The following is a 21,110-nucleotide window of genomic DNA, read 5'->3' as shown; positions in this document are numbered from 1 at the left end:
AAAGGATTCATTAGGCCGTAACTTCCTGCATGCCCTCAATCAGAATTTGTGCCACTTCCGGTCGCGTGAATTCCGGAGGCGGACATTCACCGGCGCGCAGCAGCGCCCGCACCTTGGTGCCGGACAATGTCAAATGCTGATCTGCCGGATGCGGACAGGTCTTATTAGATGCCATGTTGCCGCATTTCACGCAGAAGAAGCTATGCTCGAAGAACAACGGAGTAATCCCCAATTCTTCAGCCGTGAAGTTGGAGAAGATCTCCTGCGCTTCATAAGTGCCGTAATAGTCGCCTACCCCCGCATGGTCACGGCCGACAATAAAATGTGTACAGCCGTAATTCTTCCGCACCATCGCATGGAAAATGGCTTCCCGCGGGCCGGCATAGCGCATTGCCGCAGGGAATACGCCAAGGAACGTGCGGTCCTGCGGGTAATAGTTCTCCAGCAGCGTCAAGTAACTCTTCATCCGTACATTGGCCGGCACATCATCCGATTTGGTCTCTCCGACTAGCGGATTAAGGAACAGGGCATCTACGACTTCCATTGCACATTTCTGAATATACTCATGAGCCCGGTGTACCGGATTGCGTGTCTGAAAGCCCACAACGGTTCTCCAGCCTTTCTCGGCGAAGATCTGCCGGGTCTGGGCGGGATCATAATAAAAGTCTGCAAATTTCTCCGGCTGCGGTCGGTTCAATACTGTAATAGGCCCGCCGACATAGATATTGGAACGCGCCAGAAGCTTGCTGACACCGGGATGGGCTGGATCAGTGGTTTTGAACACATTCTGAGCTTCGAACTGCTGGTCTACACTGTAAATGCTCTGTACGTCCAGAATTCCGTACACCACTCCGTCAGTCTCACCGATCAGCGAAACTTTATCACCGATAGCCAGTCCAGAGGCAGTGCTCTCCTCAACAGCCAGTGTGACCGGTATACTCCATACGGTGCCGTCTGCAAGCCGCATGTTGGCTACGACTGAACGGTAATCCTCTTCGTTCAAAAAGCCGGTAAGCGGTGAAAAGGCTCCTACGCCTATCAAGTCAAGATCGGAGATCGTCCATGTGTTTATCGAGATGCTTTTAAGTTCCAAAGCTTCTTGAAGCAGCCGTTCTCTTTCTGCTCCCTCGGCAACCCGCTGAATCAGTGTTCCTCCGTGAGGAAGTATTGAAGTCATTTGTGTTCTCTCCTCCTGTGCTATTTATGAAGTCCGCATTCCGTCTTGTCCGAACCTGACCATCTGCCTGCACGCGGATCCTCACCGGGCATTACGGCACGTGTGCAGTATTCACAGCCGATGCTTGGGAAGTTACGGTCATGCAAAGGATTGTAAATTACGTTATTGGCACGGATGTAATTCCATACATCCTCGGTGGTCCAGCTGGCCAGCGGATTGAATTTGACAAGTCCGAATTTGCTGTCATATTCAATCTTCTTGGAATTGGCGCGGGTGGGTGCCTGATCGCGGCGGATTCCTGTGATCCAGGCTTCATATTGCCCAAGAATCCGGGTCAGCGGTTCAACCTTCCGGATGGCGCAGCATTGGTTGGCGTCCACAGTCCATAGCGCATCACCGTACTGAAGCGCCTGCTCCTCCGGAGTCATCTGCGGCGAGACACGGACGAACTCCATGCCATATTTGCCGACCATGGCGTCTCTCGTCTCATACGTTTCTTTGAAATGAAAATCGGTATCCAGATAAAAAACATCCGTCGACGGGCTGATCTTCTGCAGCATATCTACAAGCACCACATCCTCGGCTCCGAAGCTGCAGGCGAATGTTATATTAGGAAACGTCTCTACCGCATAGCGGATCACTTCCTCAGGTGATGCATTCTCCAACTCCTCGGCCTGAACCTTAATTAAATCTTCTTTCTCAAGCAAGTTCATTACGATACTCCCCCATATTCTTATTTGCAGCGGCTGATTATACTAGGCGAAATAAGGACAATTCCAACTATTTTTATATGAAATAGTATAATGCTTTCAGGAATGAAGTCAATGCTTTTATGGAGGAAAGTGCAAACAAAAAAGCCTCCGACCATAAGATCGGAGGCTTGGTGCACCGGAAACCGGTAATATTAACGTTTCGAGAACTGTGGAGCGCGACGAGCGGCTTTGAGGCCGTATTTCTTACGTTCCTTCATACGTGGGTCACGAGTCAGGAATCCGGCTTTCTTCAGCGATCCGCGGAATTCAGGATCTACTTTCAGCAAAGCGCGGGCAATGCCGTGACGGATTGCGCCGGCCTGGCCGGAGATACCGCCGCCGTGTGCGATTACCAGCACATCGTAGCTGCCCAGTGTTTCGGTCAGGTTCAGCGGTTGTTTTACGATCAGTTTGAGTGTTTCCAAACCGAAATATTCGTCCATATCGCGTTTGTTAATGACAATGCGTCCTTCACCCGGTACAAGGCGAACACGTGCTACCGAATGTTTACGACGACCTGTCCCATAGTATTGTACTTGTGCCATGAAACTGTCCTCCCCTATTCTTATCCGCGAAGTTCGTAAACTTCAGGTTTTTGTGCTGCATGTGGATGCTCGGCGCCGGCATATACTTTAAGTCTCAGCTTCATTTGGTTACCTTGACGAGTCTTAGGAATCATGCCGTGAACAGCGGATTCGATGACACGTTCAGGCTTGCTGTTCAAGAGATCCTCAGCAGTAGTAACCTTCAGGCCGCCTGGATACAAAGAGTGACGGTAGTATTTTTTGTTTTGCAGCTTCTTGCCAGTCAAATGAATCTTCTCCGCGTTGATAACGATAACGAAATCGCCAGTGTCAACATGTGGAGTGAATTGTGGTTTGTGCTTGCCACGGATCAGAGCAGCGGCTTCACTCGCCAGACGGCCGAGCGTTTTGCCTTCGGCATCAATGATATGCCAATTGCGCTCAACTTCGTTCGGCTTCGCCATATAAGTGGTACGCATGAAAGTATCCTCCTTAGTTCTCGTACGAAAATCTTGTTATTCGTATGTCAAGTTTCACGATTAGAATTACATTGTTGTAAGTGGGTAAAGCATGTTTTGGGCATCTTCTTGATCGGGGCTGTGGGATAGCCATCAAGAAAACACAACTTTTATATTACAGTATAACTACGCCAAGCGCAAGCGATTTTTAGAGAATGTCGGACATTTTTTTCGTAAAAAATACTGACGATTTTATAATTCAAGATCCTCGTATTCAACGCTCCAAAGCGCAAGGCCATTCGCTACTGCAGTCGGTCCTGCCGCCCCACGATCGCACGCAGCCAGAATATCCGCCATCCGGTGCGCATCAAATTTACCCTCGCCGACCTGCATCAGCGTCCCCATGATGATACGAACCATGTGCTGCAAAAAGCCGCTTCCCGTAATAAACGTATGAATAACGCCTTGATCCCGTGTACCCGGTCGGCAGAGACTAAGGTCCACTTCAATACGGGCCTCATAGATCGTCCTGACATGGGAGGTCTTCGTGGACTTGCGGGAGGCAAAGGAGGTATAGTCATGCGTACCGATCAGATAGGCCAAGCCCTGTTCCATAGCTGACAGATCCAGCTTACCCGGATGGTGGTACTGCCACCGCCGCAAAAATGGGTCGGGAAACTGGTTGGCGTTGATTGTATAACGGTAGGTTTTGCGCTTGGCTCCCCTGCGCGAATGAAATGACATCGCGACTTCCCGGGCTTCGGTAACTACAATATCCACGGGAAGCCGCGCATTCAGCGCGAGGCACCAGCGCTCCACCGGGATCTGAGAGGCTGTGGCAAAGTTAAACGGCTGTCCATATGCATGGACTCCTGCGTCCGTGCGTCCCGAAGCGGTAATCTTCAAGGCCTCGCCCGTCAGCAGCTGAATTGCCTGCTCCAGCCGGTCCTGAACGGTGTTGCCGCTAGGCTGAGTCTGGAAGCCGTCATAATTCGTCCCGTCATAGTTAACCTTCATAAACAGATTGCGCATGTCCCCCTCCTTTCCACCGGCTTCGCCGAAGCCATCCATTTCAGTAAACAGCCCCACGAAGTGGGGCCGTCTCACAGATACCCACCCTGGTACTCTGCGAAAAAAAAAGAGCCCCGGCGGGAGCTCCTTCTACTCTATACAAGGTGATTCCCGCGGTTATTGGTACGGCAGGGCCTGTAAGCCCCTGCTGCACAATAACAAAATGGATCATACCGGAAATCATTGCTTGCCTACTACGCGCGGTCTACCAGCTCAAGATATACCATAGGCGCAGCATCGCCACGACGAGGTCCCAGCTTCAGGATACGAGTGTATCCGCCTGGACGCTCAGTGTAACGAGGAGCAATGTCAGAGAACAATTTTTGGATTGCATCTTGTTCACCATCAACAGTCTCACGACGAACAAAAGCAGCTACTTGACGACGGGCATGCAGATCACCTTTTTTCGCTTTAGTGATCAGCTTCTCAGCGATGGAACGAACTTCCTTCGCTTTGGCTTCCGTAGTCTGGATGCGCTCGTACAAGAACAGATCCGTTACCATGTCGCGGAACAATGCTTTACGCGCACTGGAATCACGGCCCAATTTTTGGTATGCCATTTGTTTTCCCTCCTTTACTCAAGCAATCGCGAACTATTCTTCAGTACGCAGTCCCAAACCGAGCTCTTCAAGCTTCTCTTGAACTTCTTCCAAAGATTTGCGGCCCAGATTGCGGACCTTCATCATATCTTCTTCAGTCTTCGTGGTCAGCTCCTGCACGGTGTTGATACCGGCACGTTTGAGGCAGTTGTAGGAACGTACAGACAGATCGAGCTCTTCGATTGTCATCTCAAGCACTTTTTCTTTTTTGTCTTCTTCTTTTTCCACCATAATTTCGGCGTCTTTCGCTTCGTCCGTGAGGCCCACGAACAAAACGAGGTGCTCGTTCAAAATTTTGGCGCCGAGGCTGACGGCTTCTTCCGGTCGGATACTGCCATCGGTCCATACTTCCAGCGTCAACTTGTCATAGTTGGTCACCTGACCGACACGCGTGTTGTCGATCACGTAGTTCACGCGGGAAATAGGCGTGTAGATGGAGTCAACCGGAATTACACCGATCGGCTGGTCCTCGCGTTTGTTACGGTCAGCCTGAACATAGCCGCGGCCACGGCCTGCAAAAATTCGCATGTGAAGTCTCGCGCCTGGACCCAGCGTGGCAATATGAAGATCCGGGTTGAGGATCTCAACGTCGCTGTCCGCACGGATATCACCTGCGGTAACGATGCCTTCACCTTCAGCATCAATCTCGAACACTTTCTCTTCGTCAGAATGAATCTTGAGCGAGAGAGCCTTAAGGTTCAGAATGATCTCCGTTACATCTTCCATTACGCCAGGAACAGTCGAGAACTCATGCAGAACGCCATCGATTTGCACCGAAGTCACTGCAGCCCCTGGAAGGGACGAAAGCAGAATCCGACGAAGCGAATTCCCCAGAGTCGTGCCATATCCACGTTCAAGCGGTTCAACTACGAATTTCCCATAGGTTCCTTCATCATTGACTTCTACGGTCTCAATCTTCGGCTTTTCGATTTCTATCACGAGTTACCCCTCCTTCAAACGTCGCTCCTATATGAAACGTTCACCCATCAGGTGTATCATGTAGTATGCCTAAACACCTATTATTAGCAGATGCGTCAGAATTATACCACAATCACCATACTGATTTCACTATACGCGGCGACGTTTCGGCGGACGGCATCCATTGTGAGGAACTGGAGTTACGTCTTTAATGAGGTTAACTTCCAGGCCTGCGGCCTGAAGGGAGCGGATGGCTGCTTCGCGGCCCGCGCCCGGTCCCTTAACCATAACTTCAACGGACTTCATGCCGTGTTCCATAGCTGCCTTTGCAGCAGATTCGGCTGCCATTTGCGCTGCAAATGGAGTCGATTTACGGGAACCTTTAAATCCTTGGCCGCCGGAGCTTGCCCAGGAAATTGCATTGCCGTGTGGATCCGTAATGGTAACGATGGTGTTGTTGAACGTGGAACGGATGTGTGCCACGCCAGCTTCGATATTCTTACGGTCACGACGTTTGGTACGAACGACTTTCTTTGGTTTAGCCATTGTCTCTTATCACCCCTTATTATTTCTTCTTGTTTGCTACCGTACGACGCGGGCCTTTCCGAGTACGGGCATTGGTCTTGGTACGTTGACCGCGAACAGGCAATCCACGACGGTGACGAACACCGCGGTAACAGCCGATCTCAGTAAGACGCTTAATATTCAAGGAAATTTCACGACGCAGGTCACCTTCAACCTTAACCGATTTGTCGATCGTTTCACGCAGTTTGCTGACTTCATCTTCCGTCAAATCACGGACACGAGTGTTAATATCAATGCCTGTCTCTTTAAGAATTTTCTGGGAAGTCGTTTTACCGATTCCGAAAATGTAAGTCAAGGCGATCTCAACGCGTTTGTCACGTGGCAAATCCACACCAGCTATACGAGCCATTTACGCTACACCCCCTTCTTTAACCTTGTTTTTGTTTGTGCTTCGGATTTTCACAGATTACCATAACAGTCCCTTTGCGGCGGATGACTTTGCATTTTTCGCAAATGGGCTTTACAGAAGGTCTTACCTTCATGTTAATTCCCTCCTAATCGTTTTACACGGAGTAAAACTGGGTTCGAAACTTGCGCTTAGTTCACATCTATTTACGGTAAGTTATACGGCCTTTGCTCAGATCGTAAGGCGATAACTGCACGACGACTTTGTCCCCGGTCAGAATACGGATAAAGTGCATCCGCAGTTTGCCCGACACATGGGCCAGAATCTGATGACCGTTCTCAAGTTCGACTCTAAACGTTGCATTCGGCAGCGGTTCAATGACCGTGCCTTCCACTTCAATGACATCTTCCTTAGCCACAGTTAGTCTCCTCTCTCATTTGCACTGGATCCGGCGGAATCCCCATACTTCATTACCACAAAACGCAGCTTTCCATTTGTGACCCGGCCGGTTTCTTCCAAACTGTCTACAACCTCACTGCTGATGAAGGGTATGAGCTCCAAATGCTGAATATTCTTCTTCTTCGGGGCATCAAACCTGCGTTTGTCTCCATCGGCAATGTATACAAATCTGCTATCTATAACCTTGATAACAACGGCAGCCTCTCCGGCATCCTTGCCTTTGAGAATTCTCACTATTTGACCAACCTGCGGGCTGCTTCCAAGTTTCATGTGAAGTTCACCTACGCATTCAGTTTCGTGAAAATTTCCATGCCGTCCGGTGTAACCGCCACTGTATGCTCGAAATGAGCGCACAGTGAACCGTCAACCGTAACGACTGTCCAGTTGTCTTCCAGCGTTCTGACATTTCTTTCCCCGGCGTTCACCATCGGCTCAATCGCGAGTACCATACCCGGCTTCAGACGAGGTCCGCGGTCCGCTATGCCATAATTCGGAATTTGCGGTTCTTCATGCAGTTTTGCCCCGATGCCGTGACCCACATACTCGCGGACGACAGAGAATCCCGCCTCCTCGATGTATTGCTGGATCGCATGGGAGATTGTAAACAAGCGCACATCCGGTTTGACCAGTGCCAGGCCAGCGTAGAGGGAGCCTTCCGTCACATCCAGCAAGCGCTGGGCTTCTGCGGAAATTTGCCCTACCCCGTAGGTCCAGGCGGAGTCACCGTGATAACCGCGGTACTCGGCTCCGATGTCCAGCGTCACAATGTCGCCTTCGATCAGTTTGCGTTTCCCTGGAAATCCATGCACCAATTGTTCGTTGACTGAAGCGCAAATGCTGGCAGGAAAACCGTTGTAACCTTTGAAAGACGGCACAGCACCTTGACTGCGAATGTATTGATCGGCGATTCTGTCGAGCTCCCCTGTCGTAATCCCAGGCTCAATGGCCTGTTTGATCAACCGGTGAGACTCGGCAACAATTCGACCAGCTTCCCTCATAAAGGCAAGTTCCTGTTCGGATTTACAAATGATCATTACATTAACCCCGCAGCAACGATACGATTTCGGAAGTCACGACATCAATTTCGTTCTCTCCGTTCACCTGACGCAAAAGACCCTTATCTTCGTAAAACGCCAGCAGAGGCGCTGTCTTGTTGTCGTACTCATCCAGACGCTTGCCTACGCTTTCCTCGTTGTCATCCGGACGTTGATACAATTCGCCACCATCAATGTCGCAAATGCCTTCTTGCTTCGGCGGATTGAAAATCAGATGGTAGGATGTTCCGCAGGTGCTGCAGATCCGGCGTCCGGTCAGACGCGCCATCAGCAGGCCGCGGTCCACATTCAAGTTGACTACATGATCCAGCGAAGTATTGAGACGGCTTAAGATATTCTCCAGCGCTTCCGCTTGCGAAAGGGTTCTTGGAAAACCATCCAATAAGAAACCTTTTTCGCAATCGGACTGCTGCAGCCGTTCCTCAACGATTCCGATGGTCACATCATCAGGTACAAGCAAGCCTTGGTCGATATAGGATTTGGCTTTCAGCCCGACTGGAGTTTCCTGTTTGATTGCCAAACGGAAAGCGTCCCCTGTCGAAATATGCGGAATACCCAATTCTTTAACGATTACGCCAGCCTGTGTCCCCTTGCCTGCCCCGGGAGGGCCCATGAATAGTATGTTCACGATTCTCTCTTCTCCCTCCAAAGTTCGCCACCATGCAAGAAACAGCACAATAGGTGCCGGGAAGTCCATCAACCTTAAGCTTCGCCGGAACCTATCGCCTATTTATTGATGAAGCCTTTGTAATGGCGTTTGATCAGCTGGCTCTCGATCTGCTTCATCGTATCCAAGGCAACCCCGACTACGATCAAGAGTGAGGTACCACCAATCTGCACTTGCTTCGGCAGTCCGGACAGTGTTCCAAAGAATACCGGCAATACAGAGATAAACGCCAGGAACAGGGCACCGGACATGGTCAGGCGCGACATGACTCTGGTGAGATATTTCTCAGTAGGTTTCCCTGGCCGGATTCCCGGAATGTACCCGCCGTTCTTCTTCATGTTGTCGGCCATTTGCTGAGGATTCATCTGAACAAACGTATAGAAGAACGTAAATCCGATGATCATTACCACGTACAGGACCATGCCGAGCGGTTTCGTATGATCCAGATTGTTGGTAACCCATTGAGCCCATGCATGAGTCGACCAGAAGCTGGAGAGTACGATTGGAAATTGAAGCAGTGAAATTGCGAAGATCACCGGAATAACACCCGCCGCATTGATCTTAAGCGGAATATGTGTATTCTGTCCACCGTACATTTTGTTACCGACCACACGCTTGGCATATTGTACAGGGATCTTGCGGATACCCTGCTGTACGAAGATAACTCCGACAATAATCGCCACGATCACGAGCAGTACGATAACCACTTTAAGAATATTCAGGAATATCTGGTCCGGTTGGATAAAGCTCGATTCCGCCGTCGTCGTGATATATCCCGGAATGGCAGCGACGATTCCCGCAAAAATCAGGATCGAAATCCCGTTTCCAATTCCCTTTTCGGTAATCTGCTCGCCCAGCCACATCAAGAAGGATGTACCTGCCGTCAAGATTATCGCGATAAGCAGATAATCCGCAAAGGTAGCATTTGGAATCATCTCCGCGCTATAAATCCGGTTGAACCCGATGGAGGTTGCAAAGGCTTGAATCAAACCGAGCACCACGGTACCGTAACGTGTAACTTGTGCAAGCTGCTTTTTCCCGTGCTCCCCTTGCTTCGCCCACTCGGCAAACTTAGGGATAACATCCATCGACAAAAGCTGCACGATGATGGACGCAGTGATATACGGGTAAATACTGATTGCAAAAATGGAGAAGTTTTTGAGCGCTCCGCCCGAAAAGGTGTTCAAAAGACCCATCAAAGCGTCGCCGCTCTGATTCGTTGCTTCCAGTACTTCTTTATTCACACCGGGCACCGGTACAAACGAACCGATGCGGTAGATGATCAGGACGAACAGGGTGAACAGGATCTTTTTGCGCAAATCTTCAACATGCCAGATATTCTTAAGGGTCTTGAACATTAGATCACCTCGGTTTTACCGCCGGCAGCCTCGATTTTCTCTACCGCAGATTGAGAGAACTTATTTGCTTGAACGTTCAATTTTACGGTCAGCTCACCGTTGCCGAGGATCTTGATGCCGCTCTTGGAATTCTTGACTACACCAGTTTCAACGAGCAACTGTGGAGTCACTTCAGTTCCTTCAGCAAAGCTGTTCAGATCTTCAAGGTTTACAATCGCATACTCTTTACGGGTAGGATTGAGGAAACCACGTTTAGGCAGACGACGATAGAGTGGGTTTTGTCCACCTTCGAAGCCAGGACGCACACCACCGCCGGAGCGGGAGTTTTGACCTTTGTGACCGCGACCCGAAGTTTTACCGTTACCGCTACTTGGACCACGACCTACACGGTTGCGTTCTTTGCGGGAGCCTGGAGCTGGAGCAAGTTCATGTAACTTCATCGTTTGCACCTCCTTATTCTTCGTAATGTATAGTAGGCTGTTTAGCCTTCAATTTCAGTAACAGACAACAGATGGCTCACTTTGTTGATCATCCCGCGAATTGCAGGAGTATCATTGTGAACCACTGTGGAGTTAGTCTTACGCAGGCCGAGCGTCTTAACGGTAACACGTTGTGTTTCCGGACGTCCGATTACGCTGCGAACGAGGGTAATCTGCAGTTTTGCCATTGACGTTCCCCTCCTTAACCGCGCAATTCTTCGACAGATTTGCCGCGAAGCTTCGCGACCTCTTCAATGCGTTTCAGGCGGGAAAGTCCCTCCAGAGTAGCATTGACCATGTTCATGGAATTCGAAGAACCCAGAGATTTTGTCAAAATGTCGCCAATACCTGCCAACTCGAGCACCGCACGAACAGGACCGCCGGCAATAACGCCAGTACCTTCGGATGCCGGTTTCAGCAGCACGCGTCCTGCGCCGAAATGCCCGGTAACCAAGTGAGGAATCGATGTCCCAACGATTGGAATGTGGATCAGGTTTTTCTTGGCGTCTTCAATGCCTTTGCGGATCGCATCCGGCACTTCGCCGGCTTTACCGATACCTGCACCGACATGTCCGTTGCCGTCGCCCACAACAACAAGTGCGCTGAAGCTGAAGCGGCGTCCGCCTTTTACAACTTTAGCAACACGGTTGATGTGTACAACTCTTTCTGTCAGCTCTAAACTGTTCGGATCTATACGCAAGTCGTTAACCTCCTTTTAAGAATTGTTCTAGAATTCAAGACCAGCTTCACGAGCTGCATCAGCCAGTGCTTGAATCCGTCCATGGTACAAGTATCCACCGCGGTCGAATACTACAACCTTATGGCCGTTAGCCTTAGCGCGCTCAGCGATCAGCTGACCCACTTTGCCTGCAGCTTCAACGCTGCCGCCATTGCCGATGTTTGCGCTCAGTTCTTTATCTTGCGTGGAGGCGGATACCAGAGTAACACCCTTCACGTCATCGATCAGTTGAGCGTAGATGTGTTTCGAAGAACGGAACACGTTCAGACGTGGACGCTCAGCAGTACCCTGGATTTTCGTGCGCACACGCAGATGTCTTTTGAGACGAGCCTTGTTCTTATCGCCTTTTGTAATCATGACTTCCATTTCACTCCCTTCAGTTTGCCGTGGGCAATATCACATTAAGATGCAAGAAGTATCTTATCCCGGGTAAACGAGCCGTTATTATTTCTTCTTACCGGCTTTACCTTCCTTACGGATGATACGCTCGCCTTCATATTTGATACCTTTGCCTTTGTACGGTTCAGGTTCACGAACGGAACGGATTTGAGCAGCATATGCGCCAACGCGTTCCTTGTCGATACCTTTAACGATGATCTTCGTGTTCGAAGGAACTTCGAACTCGATGCCCGCTTCCGGTGTAATTTCAACCGGGTGGGAGTAGCCAACGTTCAGGACGATCTTATCTCCGGACTTGCTTGCACGATATCCGACCCCAACCAGTTCCAGAGATTTCGAGAAACCATCGGTCACACCGCTCACCATGTTATTGACAACGGAGCGGGTTGTGCCGTGAAGAGAGCGATGCAGTTTGTTGTCCGAAGGACGAACAACGTTGATTTCGTTATTTTCAATCGTGATCTTCATGTCTTTATGAAGCTCACGACTCAATGTGCCTTTAGGGCCCTTTACGGTAATAACGGTGTTGTCGACAGTAACGTCCACACCGCTAGGTACTGCGATTGGTTTGCGACCAATACGAGACATGTGTTGCACCTCCTTATCTTGTGACGTTAATTACCAAACGTAGCAGACAACTTCTCCGCCGGATTTCGATTGACGAGCTTCCTTGTCGGTCATAACTCCCTTGGACGTGGAGATAATCGCGATGCCCAGACCGCCGAGTACACGAGGAACTTCATTGCTCTTCGTGTAAACGCGAAGACCAGGCTTACTGATTCTCTTCAGACCGGAGATAACGCGCTCTTGGTTCGGGCCGTATTTCAGGAAAATACGGATAATCCCTTGTTTGTTATCTTCAACGAATTCCGCATCACGGATGAAGCCTTCACGCTTCAGAATGTCCGCGATTTGTTTCTTCATAGTAGAAGCAGGCATTTCTACTGTTTCGTGACGCACGATGTTGGCGTTACGAATACGAGTAAGCATATCTGCAATAGGATCAGACATAGTCATGTGTGTAAACCTCCTTCCCGTTTATAAACTTCTTACCAACTTGCTTTTTTCACGCCAGGAATCTGGCCTTTATAAGCTAACTCACGGAAACAAATTCTGCAAATTTTGAACTTTTGCAGTACCGAATGTGGACGACCGCAACGCTCGCAACGTGTGTATGCACGCACTTTGAACTTAGGCTCGCGCTGTTGTTTAACTTTCATCGAAGTTTTTGCCACTTTAGCCTGACACCTCCTAAACAGTTTCGGAGAAATGGATCAATCTTACTTGGCGAAAGGCATTCCCAGCTGATTCAGCAGCTCGCGGGATTCCTCATCCGACTTGGCGGTCGTTACGATAACAATGTCCATACCGCGGACTTTATCTACTTTGTCATACTCGATTTCCGGGAAGATCAGTTGTTCTTTCAGACCCAGTGTGTAGTTGCCGCGGCCGTCAAAGGCTTTGGTCGATACACCGCGGAAGTCACGAACGCGTGGAAGCGTTACGTTGAACAATTTGTCCAGGAAGTAATACATGCGTTCACCGCGCAGTGTTACTTTAACCCCGATCGGCATGTTCTCGCGCAGTTTGAAACCGGCGATGGATTTCTTAGCTCTGGTGATAACCGGCTTTTGGCCAGAGATCAATTGCATGTCGTTCACTGCAGAGTCAAGCACTTTGGAGTTCTGAACAGCGTCACCCACACCCATGTTGATGACCACTTTCTCGATCTTAGGTACTTGCATAACAGTGGTATAGTTAAACTTCTGCATCAGCGCAGGAGTAATTTCGTTCAAATACCGTTCTTTCATTCTTGCTGCCATGAAGATTAGCCTCCTTTCTTAAGGACTATATTAGTCGATAATCTCTCCGGATCTTTTCGCTACGCGAACCTTGTTTCCGTTGTCGAGCACTTTGTATCCGATACGTGTAACCTTACCGCTCTTCGGATCTACGTGCATTACGTTGGACACATGGATTGGAGCTTCCTGCTCGATGATTCCGCCTTGCGGATTCATCTGGTTCGGCTTCTGGTGTTTCTTCACCATATTTACGCCTTCCACCAGCACGCGGTTTTCACGAGGGTATGCAGCGATGACACGGCCTTTTTTACCTTTGTCCTTCCCGCTGATCACGATCACCACATCGTCTTTTTTCACGTGCAGTTGATTGCTATGGGATTCCAGAACTTTTTTCACTCTAGGCATTCATTACACCTCCTATGACACTGTTTGGGGCACGATCACTTTTTGGGGCGGTTTAGATTACTTCCGGTGCCAAGGAAACGATCTTCATGTAGTCTTTATCGCGGAGTTCGCGAGCAACTGGTCCGAAAATACGTGTTCCGCGCGGGCTTCTGTCTTCTTTAACGATAACAGCTGCGTTTTCGTCGAAAGCAATGTAAGAACCGTCCTTACGGCGTACCGAACGCTTAGTGCGAACAACCACCGCTTTAACTACATCACCTTTTTTGACAACGCCGCCTGGTGTTGCTTGTTTGACAGAGCAAACGATCAAGTCACCGATAGCCGCTGTACGGCGTCCAGTACCACCCAGTACGCGGATACACATCAGTTCCTTCGCACCAGAGTTGTCAGCCACATGTAAACGTGTAAATGGTTGAATCATTATTATTTTCCTCCTTCCGGAAAAACTATCAGATTATCTTAGATGATAACCGCTTTTTCAACCACTTCGACCAATCTCCAGCGTTTGTCCTTGGAGAGCGGACGAGTTTCCATGATTTTCACGGTGTCACCAATTTTCGCAATGTTCTCTTCATCATGTGCCTTGAATTTCTTCGTGGACTTGATGCGTTTGTGGTACAGGTCATGCTTCTTATATGTTTCCACAGCAATTACGATGGTTTTATCCATTTTGTCGCTGACCACTTTGCCGATTTGCACTTTACGTGCGTTGCGTTCTTCGCTCATAGTTAGCCTCCTTCCTGATTACGGATCTACATCCGGCCTCGCTTAACTAATGCCAAGTACTCTTTCATGGATAACGGTTTTAGCACGAGCTATTTCCTTGCGCACATCACGAATCCGAGTCGGGTTATCCAGCTGGCCCGTAGCCAGTTGGAAACGGAGATTGAAGAGTTCTTCTTTGAAGCCCGCGATCTTTTGTTCAATCTCGGCAGTGGTTAAGTTGCGAAGTTCATTAGCTTTCATTTGCTTCACCACCCAATTCTTCACGTTTCACAAACTTAGTCTTAACAGGAAGCTTGTGAGCAGCAAGACGCATCGCTTCACGAGCGATTTCTTCCGATACGCCTCCGAGTTCGAACATAATCTTGCCCGGTTTAACAACCGCTACCCACTTCTCTACGTTACCTTTACCACTACCCATACGAACCTCAAGAGGCTTCTGAGTGATTGGCTTGTCAGGGAAAATCTTGATCCATACTTTACCGCCACGTTTGATGTAACGGGTCATCGCAATACGGGCAGCTTCGATCTGACGGTTGGTGATCCAGGATGGTTCCAGAGCCTGCAGGCCGAATTCGCCGAAGTTCAGCTCAGTACCGCCTTTTGCCATACCCTTCATGTGACCGCGCTGTTGCTTGCGGTGTTTAACGCGCTTTGGTACCAACATGATTAGTTGCCTCCTTCCTGAGCAGCTTGTTTCTTAGCTGGGGGAAGAACTTCTCCACGGTAGATCCATACTTTTACACCGATACGGCCGTAAGTTGTATGGGCTTCAGCCGTTCCGTAGTCGATATCGGCACGAAGCGTATGAAGTGGAACTGTTCCTTCGCTATATCCTTCTGAACGGGCGATTTCGGCACCGCCAAGACGTCCGCCAACTTGAGTTTTGATTCCCTTTGCACCGGAGCGCATAGTTCTTTGGATCGCTTGCTTCAGTGCACGACGGAACGATACACGGCGCTCCAGCTGTTGTGCAATGCTCTCAGCAACCAGGATAGCGTCCAGTTCAGGGTGCTTGATTTCATTGATGTTGATGTGTACTTTCTTGCCGCCGGCAATTGCTGTAACCGCGCTGCGCAGCACTTCAACTTCAGCGCCGCCTTTACCGATTACCATACCTGGCTTGGCAGTGTGAATGGTAACATTCACGCGGCTTGCCGCTCTTTCGATCTCGATGCGGGAAACTGCGGAATCCTTCAATTTGCCTTTAAGGTATTCACGGATTTTGACGTCTTCCATCAAGAGTGTCCCGAAATCTTTGCCTGCATACCATTTGGATTCCCAATCGCGAATGATACCGATCCGGAGTCCGACTGGATTAACCTTTTGACCCACTAGTTATCCCTCCTTATTTCTCGGATACCACCAAAGTAATGTGGCTGGTGCGTTTATTGATCCGGCTGGCGCGACCCATCGCGCGCGGGCGGAAACGTTTCATTGTTGGACCTTGGTTAACGAAAATTTCGCTAATGAACAAATTGTTCACGTCCATGGAGTAGTTGTGCTCAGCATTGGCAATAGCCGAGTTGAGCAGCTTTTCAACTACCGGAGAAGCGGATTTCGGAGTGTGGCGAAGAATAGCGATTGCTTCCCCAACCTGCTTGCCGCGAATCAGGTCAACAACCAGTTTCGCTTTACGGGCAGAAATCCGCACCGATCTAGCGTGCGCTTTTGCTTCCATGTGTTTACCCTCCTCTCAAACGAAGACCTGTTAATTATCTTCTTGTTTTCTTATCGTCATTCGCATGGCCTTTGTAAGTACGTGTTGGCGCGAACTCGCCCAACTTGTGACCTACCATGTCTTCCGTTACGTATACAGGCACGTGCTTACGGCCGTCATATACACCAAACGTATGTCCGATAAACTGAGGGAAAATCGTTGAGCGACGGGACCAGGTTTTCACCACGACTTTCTTGTCTGTCGCGTTCAGTTCCTCAACTTTTTTCAGCAGGTAGCCATCAATGAACGGCCCCTTCTTTAAACTGCGACCCATGTGTAAATCCTCCCTTCATTCCGGTTCTTTCAAACCGCGAAACGACGCTTCGCGCTATCCTAACTTGCTAGAAGCGTCTTATTTCGTGCGGCGGCGAACGATATATTTATCAGATGCCTTGTTTTTCTTACGGGTTTTGTAACCAAGGGTTGGTTTGCCCCAAGGAGACATAGGCGATTTGCGTCCGATAGGAGCGCGGCCTTCACCACCACCGTGTGGGTGATCGTTAGGGTTCATTACTACCCCGCGAACTTCAGGACGTTGACCCAGCCAGCGGCTGCGACCGGCTTTACCGATCTTTATCAATTCATGGTCTTCGTTGCCTACGGAACCGATTGTCGCACGGCATACGCTCAGGATTCTGCGTACTTCGCCGGAAGTCAGACGAACGGAAACGTATTTTTCTTCTTTACCAAGAAGCTGAGCTTCTGTACCGGCAGCGCGCACCAATTGTCCGCCTTTGCCTGGTTTCAGCTCGATGTTGTGGATAACTGTACCTACCGGAATGTTTTCCAGAGGAAGGCTGTTGCCGATTTTGATGTCGGCGCTAGGTCCGGATTCCACTTTATCCCCAACTTTGAGTCCTTTAGGAGCGAGGATGTAACGTTTCTCTCCGTCGGCATAGTTGATCAAAGCGATGTTGGACGTACGGTTCGGGTCATACTCGATCGTAGCAACGGTACCTGGTATGCCGTCTTTCGTCCGCTTGAAGTCGATGATACGGTATTTACGCTTGTGTCCGCCGCCATGGTGACGAACCGTAATTTTACCTTGGTTGTTGCGGCCGGCTTTCTTGCTCAGCGGCGCAAGCAACGATTTCTCAGGCTGGTTTGTTGTGATTTCTTCAAACGTAGACACGGACATAGCGCGTCTTGCCGGAGAGGTCGGTTTGTACTTTTTGATTGGCACTTAAGTTCCCTCCTTACTTCAAGAGTATTATTCTACCGCTTCAAAAAATTCGAGCGGCTTGCTGTCCGGGCTGAGCTTCACGATGGCTTTCTTCCACTCTGGAGTGTATCCGGAGTATCTGCCGTAGCGTTTCAGCTTGCCAGGTACGCGCATAGTGTTCACACTAACTACTTTTACTTTAAAGATAGCCTCAACGGCTTGCTTGATTTCGGTTTTGTTGGCACGAATGTCCACTTCAAAAGCGTATTTCAATTCGCTCATATAGTCGGATGTGCGTTCCGTAATCACCGGACGTTTGATAATATCACGAGGATCTTTCATTACGCGAACACCTCCTCTACCTTCTGTACTGCTTCCTTGGTGATGATCAGTTTGTCGTGCGTCAGCACATCAAGAACATTGATGCCGTCAGCCGCTACAAATTTCACGCCAGGGATGTTACGGGCGGAAAGAGCAACGTTATCGTCGTAAGCAGGAGCCACAACGAGCGCTTTGCTGCCAACCTTCAGATTGTTCAGAATAGCTACGAAATCTTTCGTCTTCGGAGCATTCAGTGTCAGGCTGTCAAGAACAATGATATCTTGTTCAAGCACTTTCGAGGAGAGTGCGGATTTGATGGCCAGACGGCGAACCTTCTTAGGCAGTTTCCAGGAATAGCTGCGTGGAGTTGGTCCGAAGACAACGCCGCCGCCTTTCCATTGTGGAGAACGAATGGAGCCTTGACGAGCGCGACCTGTACCTTTTTGTTTCCAAGGCTTACGTCCGCCGCCACGAACTTCAGAACGTCCTTTAACTTTATGAGTACCGCGGCGCAGGGATGCTCTCTGCAGCAGCACAGCTTCATGCATTACATGCACATTCGGTTCAATACCGAATACTGTGTCGCTCAGTTCAACTTCGCCCACTTCGTTGCCGCTGATATTAAAAAGTGTTACTTTTGGCATTTCATGTTCCTCCTTTCTGCAATAGTTATTTCTTAACGGTTTCTCTTACTTTCACGAAGCTGTTCTTAGGGCCTGGAATAGCACCTTTAACGAGCAGCACATTGCGTTCTACGTCCACACGGATGATTTCCAGCTTTTGAACCGTTACAGTCGTATGACCCATATGTCCTGGCAGGCGTTTGCCCTTAGGAACACGGTTAGCTTGGATGGAACCCATGGAACCCGGTCTTCTGTGATAACGGGAGCCGTGAGCCATTGGTCCGCGGCTTTGTCCCCAACGCTTGATAACGCCTTGGAAGCCTTTGCCCTTGGTTGTGCCGGTTACGTCAACAAATTCGCCTTCTGCGAAAATGTCAGCCTTCAGCTCTTGTCCAACCTCGAGGGACCCGAGGTCAACACCGCGAATTTCGCGAACGTAGCGCTTAGGTGTTGCATTTGCCTTTTTGGCGTGACCTTGTTCAGGCTTGTTGGAGCGGCTTTCTTTCTTGTCGGAGAAACCGAGCTGTACCGCTTCATATCCGTCTGTGTTCAGGTCTTTCTTTTGCAGTACCACACAAGGACCAGCTTCGATAACAGTAACAGCTACCACGTTACCTTCCGGAGTGAACACTTGAGTCATACCGAGTTTTTTTCCCAAGATACCTTTCATGTTGACACCTCTTTTCTTTTCCTAGTTGCTTAAGATTTGGAATTACAGTTTGATTTCGATATCTACACCGGACGGCAGGTCCAAGCGCATCAAGGCATCCACAGTTTGTGGTGTCGGATTCACGATGTCGATCAAACGTTTGTGAGTCCGCATTTCAAACTGCTCACGGGAATCCTTGTACTTGTGTACCGCACGGAGAATAGTAATCACTTGCTTTTCGGTTGGCAGCGGGATCGGCCCGGATACGCCTGCACCGGAACGTTTTGCTGTTTCAACGATTTTCTCTGCGGATTGATCAAGAATTCTGTGGTCGTATGCTTTCAAGCGGATACGAATTTTTTGCTTTGCCATTTTAGTCCCTCCTTCTATCGCCCAATTTATTATCGGACATACTCCACGAAAATTTTCTAACGTCGACCTCATGGCAAAGGGGCCGGGTGTGTCAGTAACCTCTCGCTTCATCGCAACGTCTCAGAACAACATTTATTATTATATAGAATAGGCGAATACTTTGCAAGAGAAAACACAAAAACAATCTGAATATTTTCAAATTTATTCACACTCGGTGTTTCAGCTTCAAGTATTGCCCGCTTTTCAGCAAAAACGGCGATTTTCCTATTTAAATAATCACCGCGATTATCATTTTATATGTAGCAACATGTTTCTTCTATAATAGTAGTCTGATTCTTACAGGTTCTCCGTTGCTGAACGGAAATACGCTGCGGATTCAGCGGTCTGGGCAGTGGTTCCGCCGATCCCCTCAATCGTCTGGATCAGAACTTTGATTTCTTCCTCAACAACTACAATCTCCTGGGTACTGGACTGCAGCGCATTCACAATCTCAGTGAACAGCATGCTTGTCTCGACCGACTGCAGCTTGCCGCTGTGGGTCAGCTCCTGGACCTTTCGGATCTCCCCAACGACTTGATCTGTCAGCGCACCTGACTTATGGGTCAGTTCACCGATGCGGAGTACGGTATTCTTGGTATCTTCCGCCAAGCGGTTGACTTCCTGGGCCACTACGCTGAAACCTCTGCCGTGCTCACCCGCTCTTGCCGCTTCAATGGTGGCATTCAGCGAGAGGATCTTGGTCTGATCGGCAATCTCCTGAACAGCTGTTACGATCTTCTGGATTTGCCGTGAAAATTGACTGAGCTCTGTAACCGAACGTTCCATCTCATTGGTGCTTTCATAGATTCGTCCTATTTGATCGGCAAGCCCATCCAAGTAAAGATGACCGTTACGGGCCATCCCCTGCGAATCTTTGGCTGACTGGGCCGTGCGCTGGAAGGTGCTATTCACCTCATTGCTGCTGGCTACCAGTTGCTCCACTGCCGCATTGGTATCCATGCTGAGATCGATCAGTTCACCGCTGAATTCGGCGATCTTTTGTTTCAGCTCATTTTTGACAATCAGGTACTGCTTTTCCTTCTCCCTGATATTCTCTTTCTCATAGGCCTCCAGTACAAGCTGCTGCTCCAGATTAAGCAGTTTAGTAATGGTGTGGACTACACGGAGGCGTTCATGCTCTTGAAGCGGTTGCTCATAGATAGCAGTGATAAACACATTTTGCAGGTTTTGAAAAGCAGACAGGTACCATTTAGGCTCAAGGCCCACCCGCTTGTGAATCTTGGCGATATTAAGTCGTTTGGCGATATAGCTCTCATTAATATCACCGTCGAAGATTTCGATAATATGCTGCTTCAGCGTCTTCTTTAACCGCTCAATGCTGCTGTGCTCCAGGATAATCGCCTCGAGCTTGCCTACTCCCAGAACGGTATTATAGAACTGGTCAGTGATGAAGTCGATTTCCTGTTCAACACCCGGCTTCAGAAGCCGCAGCAAAGCCAAGTCTTCTTCGGTCAGTTCAATCATACGCATCTGTTCATTTAGCTCTTCATGCCCTTGTAGGGTATGAAAAGACTGCGTGGCAGTGGGTGCAAGCTTCTTGCTGTCCGTTGAGTGAGCCGCGGGAGATTCATCATTGTTGCTCCGTGATACTAAACCATGCATAAAAGAAAAAGGACATTTCCCCATACTTCCACTCTCCCTGAACTCCTAAAAAATAACATCGCAATCTACACACATTCTACCTTAA

At 49.3% G+C, this 21,110-nt stretch carries 37 protein-coding genes; all 37 read right to left on the bottom strand.

The window, feature by feature from the left end; genetic code table 11:
- Nucleotides 1-10: 10 nt before the first annotated feature.
- A complete protein-coding gene (gene sat, locus F1379_RS26960; RefSeq protein WP_150275562.1) occupies nt 11-1,177 on the bottom strand; it encodes a sulfate adenylyltransferase in 1,167 nt (388 codons plus the stop codon).
- Between the two features lie 20 nt (nt 1,178-1,197).
- On the bottom strand, nt 1,198-1,890 hold the full coding sequence (locus F1379_RS26955) for a phosphoadenylyl-sulfate reductase (protein ID WP_150275561.1): 693 nt from the start codon (nt 1,888-1,890) through the stop codon (nt 1,198-1,200).
- Nucleotides 1,891-2,081: 191 nt separating this feature from the next.
- Nucleotides 2,082-2,474 (bottom strand): 30S ribosomal protein S9, encoded by a 393-nt coding sequence (gene rpsI / locus F1379_RS26950; protein ID WP_150275560.1) that lies wholly within the window; start codon nt 2,472-2,474, stop codon nt 2,082-2,084.
- Nucleotides 2,475-2,494: 20 nt separating this feature from the next.
- The gene (gene rplM, locus F1379_RS26945; protein WP_150275559.1) at nt 2,495-2,932 is read right to left on the bottom strand and encodes a 50S ribosomal protein L13; all 438 of its coding nucleotides are present in this window, start codon (nt 2,930-2,932) and stop codon (nt 2,495-2,497) included.
- Nucleotides 2,933-3,163: 231 nt separating this feature from the next.
- The gene (gene truA, locus F1379_RS26940) at nt 3,164-3,943 is read right to left on the bottom strand and encodes a tRNA pseudouridine(38-40) synthase TruA (RefSeq protein WP_150275572.1); all 780 of its coding nucleotides are present in this window, start codon (nt 3,941-3,943) and stop codon (nt 3,164-3,166) included.
- A gap of 233 nt (nt 3,944-4,176) precedes the next feature.
- Nucleotides 4,177-4,542, bottom strand: coding sequence for a 50S ribosomal protein L17 (gene rplQ / locus F1379_RS26935; protein ID WP_019908254.1), 366 nt, complete (start codon nt 4,540-4,542; stop codon nt 4,177-4,179).
- Nucleotides 4,543-4,575: 33 nt separating this feature from the next.
- The gene (locus F1379_RS26930; RefSeq protein WP_150275558.1) at nt 4,576-5,520 is read right to left on the bottom strand and encodes a DNA-directed RNA polymerase subunit alpha; all 945 of its coding nucleotides are present in this window, start codon (nt 5,518-5,520) and stop codon (nt 4,576-4,578) included.
- Between the two features lie 129 nt (nt 5,521-5,649).
- A complete protein-coding gene (gene rpsK / locus F1379_RS26925; RefSeq protein WP_150275557.1) occupies nt 5,650-6,045 on the bottom strand; it encodes a 30S ribosomal protein S11 in 396 nt (131 codons plus the stop codon).
- 19 nt (nt 6,046-6,064) lie between these two features.
- Nucleotides 6,065-6,433 carry a 30S ribosomal protein S13 gene (gene rpsM, locus F1379_RS26920; RefSeq protein WP_150275556.1) on the bottom strand — a complete coding sequence of 123 codons (369 nt, stop codon included), beginning with the start codon at nt 6,431-6,433 and terminating at the stop codon, nt 6,065-6,067.
- A 19-nt stretch (nt 6,434-6,452) separates the two neighbouring features.
- Entirely contained in the window at nt 6,453-6,566 is a 114-nt protein-coding gene (gene rpmJ / locus F1379_RS26915) for a 50S ribosomal protein L36 (protein WP_003322638.1), read from the bottom strand.
- Nucleotides 6,567-6,632: 66 nt separating this feature from the next.
- On the bottom strand, nt 6,633-6,848 hold the full coding sequence (gene infA, locus F1379_RS26910; protein ID WP_006676514.1) for a translation initiation factor IF-1: 216 nt from the start codon (nt 6,846-6,848) through the stop codon (nt 6,633-6,635).
- A gap of 2 nt (nt 6,849-6,850) precedes the next feature.
- Nucleotides 6,851-7,159 carry a KOW domain-containing RNA-binding protein gene (locus tag F1379_RS26905; RefSeq protein ID WP_150275555.1) on the bottom strand — a complete coding sequence of 103 codons (309 nt, stop codon included), beginning with the start codon at nt 7,157-7,159 and terminating at the stop codon, nt 6,851-6,853.
- An 11-nt stretch (nt 7,160-7,170) separates the two neighbouring features.
- A complete protein-coding gene (gene map / locus F1379_RS26900; protein ID WP_150275554.1) occupies nt 7,171-7,923 on the bottom strand; it encodes a type I methionyl aminopeptidase in 753 nt (250 codons plus the stop codon).
- Between the two features lie 4 nt (nt 7,924-7,927).
- Nucleotides 7,928-8,572, bottom strand: coding sequence for an adenylate kinase (locus tag F1379_RS26895; RefSeq protein ID WP_150275553.1), 645 nt, complete (start codon nt 8,570-8,572; stop codon nt 7,928-7,930).
- A gap of 98 nt (nt 8,573-8,670) precedes the next feature.
- Nucleotides 8,671-9,969 (bottom strand): preprotein translocase subunit SecY, encoded by a 1,299-nt coding sequence (gene secY / locus F1379_RS26890; RefSeq protein WP_150275552.1) that lies wholly within the window; start codon nt 9,967-9,969, stop codon nt 8,671-8,673.
- A complete protein-coding gene (rplO, locus tag F1379_RS26885; protein WP_150275551.1) occupies nt 9,969-10,409 on the bottom strand; it encodes a 50S ribosomal protein L15 in 441 nt (146 codons plus the stop codon). The genes secY and rplO overlap by 1 nt, the downstream gene beginning before the upstream one ends.
- A 41-nt stretch (nt 10,410-10,450) precedes the next feature.
- Nucleotides 10,451-10,636, bottom strand: a complete 186-nt coding sequence (gene rpmD / locus F1379_RS26880; protein ID WP_150275550.1) for a 50S ribosomal protein L30 — start codon at nt 10,634-10,636, stop codon at nt 10,451-10,453.
- A 14-nt stretch (nt 10,637-10,650) separates the two neighbouring features.
- Nucleotides 10,651-11,148 (bottom strand): 30S ribosomal protein S5, encoded by a 498-nt coding sequence (gene rpsE, locus F1379_RS26875; RefSeq protein ID WP_150275549.1) that lies wholly within the window; start codon nt 11,146-11,148, stop codon nt 10,651-10,653.
- Between the two features lie 27 nt (nt 11,149-11,175).
- Entirely contained in the window at nt 11,176-11,544 is a 369-nt protein-coding gene (gene rplR, locus F1379_RS26870) for a 50S ribosomal protein L18 (protein WP_150275571.1), read from the bottom strand.
- Between the two features lie 87 nt (nt 11,545-11,631).
- On the bottom strand, nt 11,632-12,174 hold the full coding sequence (rplF, locus tag F1379_RS26865) for a 50S ribosomal protein L6 (RefSeq protein WP_150275548.1): 543 nt from the start codon (nt 12,172-12,174) through the stop codon (nt 11,632-11,634).
- 30 nt (nt 12,175-12,204) lie between these two features.
- Nucleotides 12,205-12,603, bottom strand: a complete 399-nt coding sequence (rpsH, locus tag F1379_RS26860; RefSeq protein ID WP_150275547.1) for a 30S ribosomal protein S8 — start codon at nt 12,601-12,603, stop codon at nt 12,205-12,207.
- Between the two features lie 32 nt (nt 12,604-12,635).
- A complete protein-coding gene (locus F1379_RS26855) occupies nt 12,636-12,821 on the bottom strand; it encodes a type Z 30S ribosomal protein S14 (RefSeq protein WP_036589425.1) in 186 nt (61 codons plus the stop codon).
- Between the two features lie 45 nt (nt 12,822-12,866).
- Nucleotides 12,867-13,409 carry a 50S ribosomal protein L5 gene (gene rplE, locus F1379_RS26850; protein ID WP_150275546.1) on the bottom strand — a complete coding sequence of 181 codons (543 nt, stop codon included), beginning with the start codon at nt 13,407-13,409 and terminating at the stop codon, nt 12,867-12,869.
- Between the two features lie 30 nt (nt 13,410-13,439).
- Nucleotides 13,440-13,793 (bottom strand): 50S ribosomal protein L24, encoded by a 354-nt coding sequence (gene rplX / locus F1379_RS26845; RefSeq protein WP_239004838.1) that lies wholly within the window; start codon nt 13,791-13,793, stop codon nt 13,440-13,442.
- Nucleotides 13,794-13,845: 52 nt separating this feature from the next.
- Nucleotides 13,846-14,214: a 50S ribosomal protein L14 gene (rplN, locus tag F1379_RS26840; RefSeq protein WP_150275545.1), complete on the bottom strand. Its 369-nt coding sequence runs from the start codon at nt 14,212-14,214 to the stop codon at nt 13,846-13,848.
- Between the two features lie 38 nt (nt 14,215-14,252).
- Nucleotides 14,253-14,519, bottom strand: a complete 267-nt coding sequence (gene rpsQ / locus F1379_RS26835) for a 30S ribosomal protein S17 (protein ID WP_091072760.1) — start codon at nt 14,517-14,519, stop codon at nt 14,253-14,255.
- A 42-nt stretch (nt 14,520-14,561) separates the two neighbouring features.
- A complete protein-coding gene (gene rpmC / locus F1379_RS26830; protein ID WP_091072758.1) occupies nt 14,562-14,759 on the bottom strand; it encodes a 50S ribosomal protein L29 in 198 nt (65 codons plus the stop codon).
- Nucleotides 14,749-15,183: a 50S ribosomal protein L16 gene (rplP, locus tag F1379_RS26825; protein ID WP_150275544.1), complete on the bottom strand. Its 435-nt coding sequence runs from the start codon at nt 15,181-15,183 to the stop codon at nt 14,749-14,751. Before rplP ends, rpmC begins: the two co-directional genes overlap by 11 nt.
- 2 nt (nt 15,184-15,185) lie before the next feature.
- Nucleotides 15,186-15,851, bottom strand: a complete 666-nt coding sequence (gene rpsC / locus F1379_RS26820; protein WP_150275543.1) for a 30S ribosomal protein S3 — start codon at nt 15,849-15,851, stop codon at nt 15,186-15,188.
- A 13-nt stretch (nt 15,852-15,864) separates the two neighbouring features.
- The gene (gene rplV, locus F1379_RS26815; protein ID WP_150275542.1) at nt 15,865-16,197 is read right to left on the bottom strand and encodes a 50S ribosomal protein L22; all 333 of its coding nucleotides are present in this window, start codon (nt 16,195-16,197) and stop codon (nt 15,865-15,867) included.
- A gap of 34 nt (nt 16,198-16,231) precedes the next feature.
- On the bottom strand, nt 16,232-16,510 hold the full coding sequence (gene rpsS / locus F1379_RS26810; RefSeq protein ID WP_150275541.1) for a 30S ribosomal protein S19: 279 nt from the start codon (nt 16,508-16,510) through the stop codon (nt 16,232-16,234).
- A 78-nt stretch (nt 16,511-16,588) separates the two neighbouring features.
- Nucleotides 16,589-17,419 carry a 50S ribosomal protein L2 gene (gene rplB / locus F1379_RS26805; RefSeq protein WP_150275540.1) on the bottom strand — a complete coding sequence of 277 codons (831 nt, stop codon included), beginning with the start codon at nt 17,417-17,419 and terminating at the stop codon, nt 16,589-16,591.
- A 27-nt stretch (nt 17,420-17,446) separates the two neighbouring features.
- A complete protein-coding gene (gene rplW / locus F1379_RS26800; RefSeq protein WP_150275539.1) occupies nt 17,447-17,740 on the bottom strand; it encodes a 50S ribosomal protein L23 in 294 nt (97 codons plus the stop codon).
- On the bottom strand, nt 17,740-18,363 hold the full coding sequence (rplD, locus tag F1379_RS26795) for a 50S ribosomal protein L4 (RefSeq protein WP_150275538.1): 624 nt from the start codon (nt 18,361-18,363) through the stop codon (nt 17,740-17,742). Before rplD ends, rplW begins: the two co-directional genes overlap by 1 nt.
- A 25-nt stretch (nt 18,364-18,388) precedes the next feature.
- The gene (gene rplC / locus F1379_RS26790) at nt 18,389-19,012 is read right to left on the bottom strand and encodes a 50S ribosomal protein L3 (RefSeq protein WP_150275537.1); all 624 of its coding nucleotides are present in this window, start codon (nt 19,010-19,012) and stop codon (nt 18,389-18,391) included.
- 42 nt (nt 19,013-19,054) lie between these two features.
- Nucleotides 19,055-19,363, bottom strand: coding sequence for a 30S ribosomal protein S10 (rpsJ, locus tag F1379_RS26785; RefSeq protein WP_006676490.1), 309 nt, complete (start codon nt 19,361-19,363; stop codon nt 19,055-19,057).
- Nucleotides 19,364-19,699: 336 nt separating this feature from the next.
- Nucleotides 19,700-21,025 (bottom strand): globin-coupled sensor protein, encoded by a 1,326-nt coding sequence (locus F1379_RS26780; RefSeq protein WP_275262662.1) that lies wholly within the window; start codon nt 21,023-21,025, stop codon nt 19,700-19,702.
- Nucleotides 21,026-21,110 lie beyond the last annotated feature (85 nt).

The organism is Paenibacillus tepidiphilus, assembly GCF_008635795.1.
Taxonomy (GTDB): domain Bacteria; phylum Bacillota; class Bacilli; order Paenibacillales; family Paenibacillaceae; genus Paenibacillus_AQ; species Paenibacillus_AQ tepidiphilus.
The sequence above is the reverse complement of the archived record's forward strand: the minus strand, read 5'-3'. Positions and strand labels throughout refer to the sequence as shown.

Coding starts and splice junctions, on each gene's coding strand:
- sat (WP_150275562.1), bottom strand. CDS start 1,177: ATGACTTCAATACTTCCTCACGGAGGAACACTGATTCAGCGGGTTGCC.
- F1379_RS26955 (WP_150275561.1), bottom strand. CDS start 1,890: ATGAACTTGCTTGAGAAAGAAGATTTAATTAAGGTTCAGGCCGAGGAG.
- rpsI (WP_150275560.1), bottom strand. CDS start 2,474: ATGGCACAAGTACAATACTATGGGACAGGTCGTCGTAAACATTCGGTA.
- rplM (WP_150275559.1), bottom strand. CDS start 2,932: ATGCGTACCACTTATATGGCGAAGCCGAACGAAGTTGAGCGCAATTGG.
- truA (WP_150275572.1), bottom strand. CDS start 3,943: ATGCGCAATCTGTTTATGAAGGTTAACTATGACGGGACGAATTATGAC.
- rplQ (WP_019908254.1), bottom strand. CDS start 4,542: ATGGCATACCAAAAATTGGGCCGTGATTCCAGTGCGCGTAAAGCATTG.
- rpsK (WP_150275557.1), bottom strand. CDS start 6,045: ATGGCTAAACCAAAGAAAGTCGTTCGTACCAAACGTCGTGACCGTAAG.
- rpsM (WP_150275556.1), bottom strand. CDS start 6,433: ATGGCTCGTATAGCTGGTGTGGATTTGCCACGTGACAAACGCGTTGAG.
- rpmJ (WP_003322638.1), bottom strand. CDS start 6,566: ATGAAGGTAAGACCTTCTGTAAAGCCCATTTGCGAAAAATGCAAAGTC.
- F1379_RS26905 (WP_150275555.1), bottom strand. CDS start 7,159: ATGAAACTTGGAAGCAGCCCGCAGGTTGGTCAAATAGTGAGAATTCTC.
- map (WP_150275554.1), bottom strand. CDS start 7,923: ATGATCATTTGTAAATCCGAACAGGAACTTGCCTTTATGAGGGAAGCT.
- secY (WP_150275552.1), bottom strand. CDS start 9,969: ATGTTCAAGACCCTTAAGAATATCTGGCATGTTGAAGATTTGCGCAAA.
- rplO (WP_150275551.1), bottom strand. CDS start 10,409: ATGAAGTTACATGAACTTGCTCCAGCTCCAGGCTCCCGCAAAGAACGC.
- rpmD (WP_150275550.1), bottom strand. CDS start 10,636: ATGGCAAAACTGCAGATTACCCTCGTTCGCAGCGTAATCGGACGTCCG.
- rplR (WP_150275571.1), bottom strand. CDS start 11,544: ATGATTACAAAAGGCGATAAGAACAAGGCTCGTCTCAAAAGACATCTG.
- rplF (WP_150275548.1), bottom strand. CDS start 12,174: ATGTCTCGTATTGGTCGCAAACCAATCGCAGTACCTAGCGGTGTGGAC.
- rpsH (WP_150275547.1), bottom strand. CDS start 12,603: ATGACTATGTCTGATCCTATTGCAGATATGCTTACTCGTATTCGTAAC.
- rplE (WP_150275546.1), bottom strand. CDS start 13,409: ATGGCAGCAAGAATGAAAGAACGGTATTTGAACGAAATTACTCCTGCG.
- rplX (WP_239004838.1), bottom strand. CDS start 13,793: ATGCCTAGAGTGAAAAAAGTTCTGGAATCCCATAGCAATCAACTGCAC.
- rplN (WP_150275545.1), bottom strand. CDS start 14,214: ATGATTCAACCATTTACACGTTTACATGTGGCTGACAACTCTGGTGCG.
- rpsQ (WP_091072760.1), bottom strand. CDS start 14,519: ATGAGCGAAGAACGCAACGCACGTAAAGTGCAAATCGGCAAAGTGGTC.
- rpmC (WP_091072758.1), bottom strand. CDS start 14,759: ATGAAAGCTAATGAACTTCGCAACTTAACCACTGCCGAGATTGAACAA.
- rplP (WP_150275544.1), bottom strand. CDS start 15,183: ATGTTGGTACCAAAGCGCGTTAAACACCGCAAGCAACAGCGCGGTCAC.
- rplV (WP_150275542.1), bottom strand. CDS start 16,197: ATGGAAGCAAAAGCGCACGCTAGATCGGTGCGGATTTCTGCCCGTAAA.
- rpsS (WP_150275541.1), bottom strand. CDS start 16,510: ATGGGTCGCAGTTTAAAGAAGGGGCCGTTCATTGATGGCTACCTGCTG.
- rplW (WP_150275539.1), bottom strand. CDS start 17,740: ATGAAAGATCCTCGTGATATTATCAAACGTCCGGTGATTACGGAACGC.
- rplD (WP_150275538.1), bottom strand. CDS start 18,363: ATGCCAAAAGTAACACTTTTTAATATCAGCGGCAACGAAGTGGGCGAA.
- rplC (WP_150275537.1), bottom strand. CDS start 19,012: ATGAAAGGTATCTTGGGAAAAAAACTCGGTATGACTCAAGTGTTCACT.
- rpsJ (WP_006676490.1), bottom strand. CDS start 19,363: ATGGCAAAGCAAAAAATTCGTATCCGCTTGAAAGCATACGACCACAGA.
- F1379_RS26780 (WP_275262662.1), bottom strand. CDS start 21,025: ATGCATGGTTTAGTATCACGGAGCAACAATGATGAATCTCCCGCGGCT.